The 7,331-nt window shown below is 36.7% G+C and carries 9 protein-coding genes; 5 read left to right on the top strand and 4 right to left on the bottom strand.

Annotation, left to right across the window (positions count from 1 at the left end):
• The first annotated feature begins 121 nt into the window (after positions 1–121).
• A complete protein-coding gene (locus tag ACIQ0C_RS06940; protein ID WP_403058454.1) occupies positions 122–478 on the top strand; it encodes a hypothetical protein in 357 nt (118 codons plus the stop codon).
• A gap of 72 nt (positions 479–550) precedes the next feature.
• Positions 551–1,003: a DinB family protein gene (locus ACIQ0C_RS06935; RefSeq protein ID WP_403058451.1), complete on the top strand. Its 453-nt coding sequence runs from the start codon at positions 551–553 to the stop codon at positions 1,001–1,003.
• Positions 1,004–1,031: 28 nt separating this feature from the next.
• Here ACIQ0C_RS06935 and ACIQ0C_RS06930 read toward each other — a convergent pair whose 3' ends face one another.
• Together ACIQ0C_RS06930 and ACIQ0C_RS06925 are read right to left on the bottom strand one after the other, a co-directional pair.
• Positions 1,032–1,664: a DUF2238 domain-containing protein gene (locus ACIQ0C_RS06930; RefSeq protein WP_403058448.1), complete on the bottom strand. Its 633-nt coding sequence runs from the start codon at positions 1,662–1,664 to the stop codon at positions 1,032–1,034.
• A gap of 26 nt (positions 1,665–1,690) precedes the next feature.
• On the bottom strand, positions 1,691–2,464 hold the full coding sequence (locus ACIQ0C_RS06925; protein WP_403058445.1) for an alpha/beta fold hydrolase: 774 nt from the start codon (positions 2,462–2,464) through the stop codon (positions 1,691–1,693).
• Between the two features lie 293 nt (positions 2,465–2,757).
• On the opposite strand from ACIQ0C_RS06925, the gene ACIQ0C_RS06920 reads away from it, so the two are divergent.
• Entirely contained in the window at positions 2,758–2,925 is a 168-nt protein-coding gene (locus ACIQ0C_RS06920) for a hypothetical protein (RefSeq protein WP_403058442.1), read from the top strand.
• A 183-nt stretch (positions 2,926–3,108) separates the two neighbouring features.
• On the opposite strand, the gene ACIQ0C_RS06915 is transcribed toward ACIQ0C_RS06920, so the two are convergent.
• Both ACIQ0C_RS06915 and ACIQ0C_RS06910 read right to left on the bottom strand, forming a co-directional pair.
• Positions 3,109–4,833, bottom strand: a complete 1,725-nt coding sequence (locus ACIQ0C_RS06915; RefSeq protein WP_403058439.1) for a sensor histidine kinase — start codon at positions 4,831–4,833, stop codon at positions 3,109–3,111.
• Positions 4,820–5,536, bottom strand: coding sequence for a response regulator transcription factor (locus ACIQ0C_RS06910; protein ID WP_403058436.1), 717 nt, complete (start codon positions 5,534–5,536; stop codon positions 4,820–4,822). Before ACIQ0C_RS06910 ends, ACIQ0C_RS06915 begins: the two co-directional genes overlap by 14 nt.
• Positions 5,537–5,693: 157 nt before the next feature.
• Here ACIQ0C_RS06910 and ACIQ0C_RS06905 point away from each other — a divergent pair, with 157 nt between their 5' ends.
• Together ACIQ0C_RS06905 and ACIQ0C_RS06900 are read left to right on the top strand one after the other, a co-directional pair.
• Positions 5,694–6,383, top strand: coding sequence for a hypothetical protein (locus tag ACIQ0C_RS06905; protein ID WP_403058433.1), 690 nt, complete (start codon positions 5,694–5,696; stop codon positions 6,381–6,383).
• Entirely contained in the window at positions 6,383–7,288 is a 906-nt protein-coding gene (locus tag ACIQ0C_RS06900) for an ABC transporter ATP-binding protein (RefSeq protein ID WP_403058430.1), read from the top strand. Before ACIQ0C_RS06905 ends, ACIQ0C_RS06900 begins: the two co-directional genes overlap by 1 nt.
• Positions 7,289–7,331 lie beyond the last annotated feature (43 nt).

Below are 7,331 nucleotides of genomic sequence, written 5' to 3'. Positions count from 1 at the left end.
CGGCAGGCAGTCGGCGGAAAGGGAGCGGATTTCTGAAATCAACTGGAACGCTTTTAAAGAAAAAACTGTAAGCAAACTCGATTTATATGGTTTTTTATTGTTTTAGGAAACCCTTAATGGATTGAAGAAATATGCGACACTCCTGCCGAGTAACTGGCTAGCCGAGACACCACAGACGCTTGCGTCGAGGAGGCTCGGCAGGCAGTCGGCGGAAAGGGAGCGGATTTCTGAAATCAACTGGAACGCTTTTAAAGAAAAAACTGTAAGCAAACTCGATTTATATGGTTTTTTTATTGTTTTAGGAAACCCTTATTGGTTTTCTGAAATCAACTGGCACTTTTTTAAAACTTCAGGCAAACTGACTTTTCTTCAAGTTTGCCTGAAGTCTGAACCGAAATCCATTTTTGATTTCGGTTTTTTCTTTTGGGGCTGTTATTTAATGCTGTTGTTTTCCATATTCAACAAACAATGCAGTTAGTTGAAGAAGGAGGTATTTTCCGGTTGGTTGCCGAATAAAAATCCTTTAGGTACAACTTAGGGGGAGTGCAAATTGAAAAATGTAATAGATGGAATCAATCATTGGATAGGTTTTATACCTGAAGAGTTCAACCGGATGACAGAAAAAGAATTAAATCATCGACCAATGCCACACAAATGGTCCCCAAAAGAGATTTTAGGACATCTATGTGATTCTGCATTGAACAATATGGGCAGGTTTATCAAGATTCAGTACGAAGAACAGCCATATGTTATACAAACATACAATCAAGACCAATGGGTATTAGCTCAGAATTACCAAGAGCGACCATTGGATGAGATCGTTAACCTTTTTTGTGCTTTAAATAAGCAAATCATTCATATAATAACGAATACACCAAATGATAGATTATCTAATCTTTGTGATATAGGGAATAATCAACTAAAATCATTGGAGTGGCTAATAAAAGATTATCTAGAACATATGGAACATCATATTAACAATCAAATCTTAATTAAAAAATAGTGACCTATATAGGTCACTATTTTTTAATTCAATTTTTCACTTTTCGTAACAGCTTGTCATGAAGTTTGGACAAGGTGAACAATACAAGGATAGAGCCGATTAATGTTAACGCCATATCCCATTGTGCATCCCAAATATCACCCTGTATTCCTAAAAAGTCCTTTGAAGCTTTTCCGCCTTTTGAAATGAGGGGACCTATCCATTCGATGATTTCATATAGTGCTCCAATCGCAAGCGCAAAACTTAATGTGACAGCAAATAACCACGGTCCTTTTGTTAGAGGGGTTTTACGTATTACTATTTCTCTAATCACAATCGCAAATAAACCTTTTAGGAAATGTCCAAACCGATCATAGTGGTTTCGGTTTAGATCGTAATGATCTTTTAGCCAATCAAATAGAGGAACTTTTGAGTACGTATAATGGGCACCGATGAACATGGTAATGGAAAGAACGGCAATAATGAAATAGGATAATGTAGTGAGGCGGAATTTATTATATACAGCCATTACAAAAATCAGAAATACAACGGCAGGAAGTACTTCCATTGTCCATATCAAGTATCCTTCAGGCTTAATAACTGACCAAATAAAAACTGCAGTAACTAGCAATAGTAATATTAAATGAATCAGTTTACTTTTATCTCTTCCCAATTTTTTCACTCCAATAAATTTATCAGTCGATAGAATCAAACAGTTTGTGTATGGATAAAATGCTTAATGCTTTCATTTAAATCATTAGCCGCTTTTGTAGGGATCTGATGCTTTACATGATCAATGAACTTTAATTCCGTACATGGCAACTTTTCATGCAATAAATTAGCATAGCGATACAATGGTTTATCTTGTTTGCCATAGATCAGTAAAGTTGGAAGATTGATTTTCTCAAGCTGATGGGTACAGTTATAATGCAAACTATAATGGTAATACTGCTCGATATTTCGGGCATCTCCTTTTAGGGCTTCATTAAACATTTTGTTGAACAGCTTTATGGTATTTGAATTGCTCCATGAGATGGAAAGCGCAAGAATTGGAACTGCGTCTTTATTGGCAAGTGATATGCCTAAAGAAATCTTTTGCTTTAAAGGTGTATCCCTCACTTCAGACATTCCGCCTATTACAATGCCACCTAGAGCCCTATTGGCACAACTCAGCAAATATTCCAATACGATAGAGCCGCCGGTCGAGTATCCGCATATGATTGCTTTTTTAATTTTCAAATGATCCAGCAGCTGTTTGATATCTTCTATAATCAGGGGATAAGTTACTGGCTGTCTTGAATACTGACTTCTTCCATGACCCCTAATATCAAAAGTTATAACTTTGAATTCTTCGGATAATTCCTCCATTTGGTATTCAAAATTCACACTAGTCAGTACAGGGGGATGAATAAAAACAATGGGAACCCCTTTTCCTCTAACAGAATAATACAAACTAGTACCGTCCACATCTAATACTGGCATGAATATTCACCTCAATAATCTTGAAATCATTTACAATCATTGAATGGCTATACTATTTAATAAACAACTTGATGATAAGCGATTTGGATTTTTAGCGACATGAAAATAAACTTCCATTCGAAGATTACTTGCATATATCCCTTCTGAAATAAAATTCCCTTTATAACATGTTTTTATTACTAATTGTTTTGGTAACAAACTAATTGAATTTTTAGGGTTTTTTTGAACAAGATATAAGAGTTCAGGAAATGAACAAAAATATATAATATAAGGTGATGTAAATGAGAGCAAACATGGATAAAATTTTACCAGTGGTCGCTTCGGTCGGAGTAGGTATTGCCACTTATCAAATGTTGAGTGGAAATGGCGGGAAAATGAAGAATATGGTGCCGCTTGCCACTAACTTGATGGGAATGGGATCAGGGATGCAAGGGCAGAATCAACAGCCAGAAAATCAATAAAAACAAAATCATCCCCTTTAGGGGATGATTTTGTTTTTATTCAAGTGTTTCTTCCACATATGTAATTCTAAAGTATTTGGGGTACGCCAACATTTCGGAATCCTGACGTTATCCAATCTGATTGAACTTTAACTCTGATTCAAATGTACACTTATGAATTTCTGCTATTTATTTTTCATCTAGTTAGGCTGGGAGAATGATTCGAACGGTTGTACCTTTTTGCGGTGAACTTTTTACATTGATGGATCCTCCATGAAGGTGAACCAATTGTTTCGTTATGGCCAGCCCAAGACCAGTTCCACGCCCGGAATCACTTGTATTGGTACCACGGTAATAGCGCTGGAAGAGCCTATCTAGAGTTTCATTATCCATACCTATGCCGTCATCTTCAATCGTAATAATCAGAAGGTGCTGCTCAATAGGTGAAATAGATACTGTGATCGTAGTGCCAGCAGGATTATAATGGATAGCATTCGCAATTAGGTTATCAATAATCCGTTGAAACCATTTGGTATCGATGGATGCTATTGCTGTTTCGTTTTTCGGCTGGAAGACGAATTTCATATGGTTGTTAGCCGGATCATTTATGAAATGGATCATGGTTCTGCGTATGAATTCAATGATATCCACTTCTTCTTTCACAATGGGCAGAGCATGATTCCTTAAACGGTACGTTAATGTTAGGTCTTCAAGTAATTCCATCATATATTCTGACTTTTCGGCAATGATTAAGGCGAATTCTCTTGTCTCTCTTTCTGTCCACGAGTAATTTTCAGATTCAAGCATTTGAGCATAACCTGATATGGAAGCAAGAGGCGTTTTTAAATCATGCGAAAGACCGCTTATCCATTCATCCCTGGTTTGAGTCATTTTCCTTCGTTGGGTTTCGTTTTGATGTAGGGTCTCGGTTAACTGTAAAAGTGTTGTAATCAGATCCTTATATAACCGATATTTCCTTTTTAACTTTCCTTTTTTATTTAACAAGATAGGGCGTTGATGAAGATCGAGTGGCTGTTCATATAAACCACTTCCAAGATTTTGAATCCATTTCATCATCGTAATCAAAGGAACCCCGAATTTACGTGCATACCAGAAAGTACCCGTTAACAATAGAAGAAATAACACTATAAAAATGATTAAAATACTTTTACTGATCTTTTTGAACAAGTTTTCTTCTAGAGAGGTCGAACCTGAATGGTTTATGCCCACAATTATTGTCTGTTCTGTCTCTGCATCAAAGAAAGCATCAACTGAATCGTGTGCACTCTCTGATAAGGTTTGAAGATCCTGATTCGTGTATGAGATCCCTTCCTTTCCACTTCCATATCCATCCAATACCTTGCCGCTCGAATTGATTAATTGAACCCAGCCCTCATCCTCATCTATTTGCTTAAGAGTAGCAGCGGAAAGATTAAGATGATGATTTTTCCAATCGACACTTGTCTTAACCTCGTTTAACAGACGAGTCTCAGAACTTTTTCTACCGAATATAAGCAATTGGGGCTGCGGATACGTTTCATCTAATTTCCAATGGAAGTAATCCACAGGGTCAGAACTATTTTGTAGCATTAAAGCGGCAAGTTCGCTCTCATTAAAATGTGAAGGTACATTTTCCGGAATATTATAAGCTCCAATGACATCGCCTTTTGTTGTCAGGACTAGAAGCCAGCCATTCTGATTCTTTGCCAGCTGTTTTAATTCGTCATCGAATGTCACTTTTTTACCTTGTATCGAAATCTTATCAGAAAAGAAAGTGCTATCTGCCTTTGATAAGTCTTGTGTAACCTCGTCATTCATGATGGAAAAGCCAATGACCGCCCAAATGGACAATAGAATAAAGAAAAATATGATGAAAACAAGAATTAATTGGATAAAAAACTGTACAATAAAGCGTTTATGAATGTTCATGTTTACTACCATCAGAAATGAATTTATAGCCAAGTCCTCTTACAGTAATAAGATGACGTGGTTTACTTGGATTATCCTCAATCTTTTCCCGAAGTTTACTTATATGGACCATAACGGTATTATCCTCACCTAAAAATTCTTCGCCCCACACTTTTTCATAAAGCTGGCTTTTACTAAAAAGCTGATTTGGATATTTACAGAAGAATAGCAGTAGCAGGTAAACCTGCGCAGGCAATTCTACTTTCCTGTCATTCACGGTCACTTCTCCAGATAGAGTGTTTACTTGGATTTGTCCGTATTGGTAAAACGTTTGCGAAGTGTGTGAAATCTTTCCTGAATGACGCCGTAAATGTGCTTTTACCCTTGCAACAACTTCTAGTGGATTAAAAGGTTTGGTAATATAATCGTCTGCGCCTAATGCAAATCCAGAAAGTTTATCCAAATCTGTTGAACGTGCCGTAAGAAAGAAAATGGGGGCATCGGTCGTTTCTCTAATGAGCGGACAAATCTCAAAACCACTGCGATCCGGGAGCATAACATCCAAAAGGATTAAGTTATATCGTTTTGTTTGACATAAGGTCAAAGCATCCGCAGCCGTATATGCTGTATCTATATAGTTGAATTCTTCTCTTTTTAGAATCGTTGTTAACATATGTAATATTGCTTTTTCATCATCTACAATTAATATTTGTGTCTCTTGCATATGGATACTCCCATTCTATTATGTTATATAAATTATCATATCATTCGTTTACCAATTATTTAATAATTAAGGAAAAATTAAGGTGGAGTTTCTGGTAGGTTAAGAAAGAACACCTATAATAGTCCTTAAGTGATGAAAAGGAAGGAAGAGACTTAGTATGTATATTATTGGAAAAAGGGAATTTATCAATCTATTTAAAGGAATTAAATCAGTTATTATCGTAATGATGTTATTGGTTACCTCCTATTATTCAGCCAAGTTTTCTAATGTATTAGAATCTGGGATGGAACTTACAGCGAAGGAAGCTGAAAATATTCACACTGTTGGTCTTTTGACCCTTATCGTATTATTTGGTCAATTATTTGTAATGGGCCTTTCACACGATAGCCTAAACAGGGAAACACACGAACGCACTATACGATTTTTAGTGACAAGAACGTCAAGAACCTCCATTATACTGGGGAAGTTTTTAGGTATTTGGCTATTTTGGCTTATTTGCCTAACGACCTCCTTCTTGCTTATTAGCATCTTTTCGCAGAAGATTGATGTGTTTATCTTTTCTCAGATAATGAGTTTATTAACCTACCAAATAGGCTTAACAATCTTACTTTCCGTTCTCATTCCTAAGCCTGGATTTACCATGTTCCTTGGAATCATGGTTGGGTTAGCTTTTCCTATTATTGGATTTTGGGTTTCTTTTACGTCTAATGTATGGGTGAGTTGGATGAAATTCATAAACCCCTATTATTATTTGATTAGGGAAGACTATACCTTTTTGGTGATTGTTTTATTTGCAGGTATCATGCTCGTTATCGCCAATCTGATTTTCAAAAGGAGGGAATGCTGATGAACGCCATAGAAACAACTCAGTTAAAGAAATCGTATGGAGCGGTACCGATCGTAAAAGGAATTGATCTTATCGTGGAAAAAGGAGAAATCTTTGGTTTTCTAGGCCGTAACGGAGCTGGTAAATCAACCTTCATCAATATGTTAACCGGCATTATTCAACCCAACTCTGGAACCTACTCGCTTCTAGGTGTAAAAGGTTCAAATGATCAAGTAAAGAAGAGGATTGGGGTAATGCCTGATTACTCCACATTATATGGCTCGTTAACGGCAGTGGAGCATTTGAAATTTTTATCGGCTCTTTCAGGAAATCCAGCAGCAAAAGAACGGTGTATGGAAGTCCTGCAGTTAGTTGGTCTTGAATCTCATGCTCATAAAAAAGCCGCTAAATTTTCATTCGGTATGAAAAAGAAGCTTGGAATTGCACAAGCAATCATCCATGAACCTGAGCTAATCTTTCTTGATGAACCAACTTCCGGTATGGATGCGGAATCCGCAATCCATATCCACAAGCTGATCAAGGATCTGCAAAAGAGAGGGGCGACTATTTTCATGACATCCCACAATCTTTATGAAGTAGAGAAAATATGCACCAGAATAGCGATTATGAAAGAAGGTCAGATTGTTAATATTGGCACAATGGAAGAACTCAGGAAAATATATAGGTCGACGATAACGGTCAGGCTTAAGCATTCTTCGGTGCCGAAATCAGAACAAGTGAAATTACATCAGTGGCTGGAGTCAGTAGGTACAGGACTGGAAATGAAAGATCCTTACATGACTATCAATATTGATGATGAGAAAAAGATTGCTGATATGATCAGAGCTTTCAATCAGTGTAAGGTTGATGTCTTGCGTGTAAATGTAAAAGAACCATCACTAGAAGAAATCTTTTTGGCCGAATAGGTTAAATGAATATAAGTTTATAAGGCACATTGATTTAAAAATT

Origin of the sequence: Peribacillus sp. NPDC096448, assembly GCF_044762675.1 — a bacterium.
Classification (GTDB): Bacteria; Bacillota; Bacilli; order Bacillales; family DSM-1321; genus Peribacillus; species Peribacillus frigoritolerans_B.
The sequence above is the reverse complement of the archived record's forward strand: the minus strand, read 5'-3'. Positions and strand labels throughout refer to the sequence as shown.

Bases quoted from the DNA above. Each gene is read 5' to 3' on its own strand.
- ACIQ0C_RS06925 (WP_403058445.1), bottom strand. From the start codon at position 2,464: ATGCCAGTATTAGATGTGGACGGTACTAGTTTGTATTATTCTGTTAGA.
- ACIQ0C_RS06920 (WP_403058442.1), top strand. From the start codon at position 2,758: ATGGATAAAATTTTACCAGTGGTCGCTTCGGTCGGAGTAGGTATTGCC.
- ACIQ0C_RS06915 (WP_403058439.1), bottom strand. From the start codon at position 4,833: ATGAACATTCATAAACGCTTTATTGTACAGTTTTTTATCCAATTAATT.
- ACIQ0C_RS06910 (WP_403058436.1), bottom strand. From the start codon at position 5,536: ATGCAAGAGACACAAATATTAATTGTAGATGATGAAAAAGCAATATTA.
- ACIQ0C_RS06905 (WP_403058433.1), top strand. From the start codon at position 5,694: ATGTATATTATTGGAAAAAGGGAATTTATCAATCTATTTAAAGGAATT.
- ACIQ0C_RS06900 (WP_403058430.1), top strand. From the start codon at position 6,383: ATGAACGCCATAGAAACAACTCAGTTAAAGAAATCGTATGGAGCGGTA.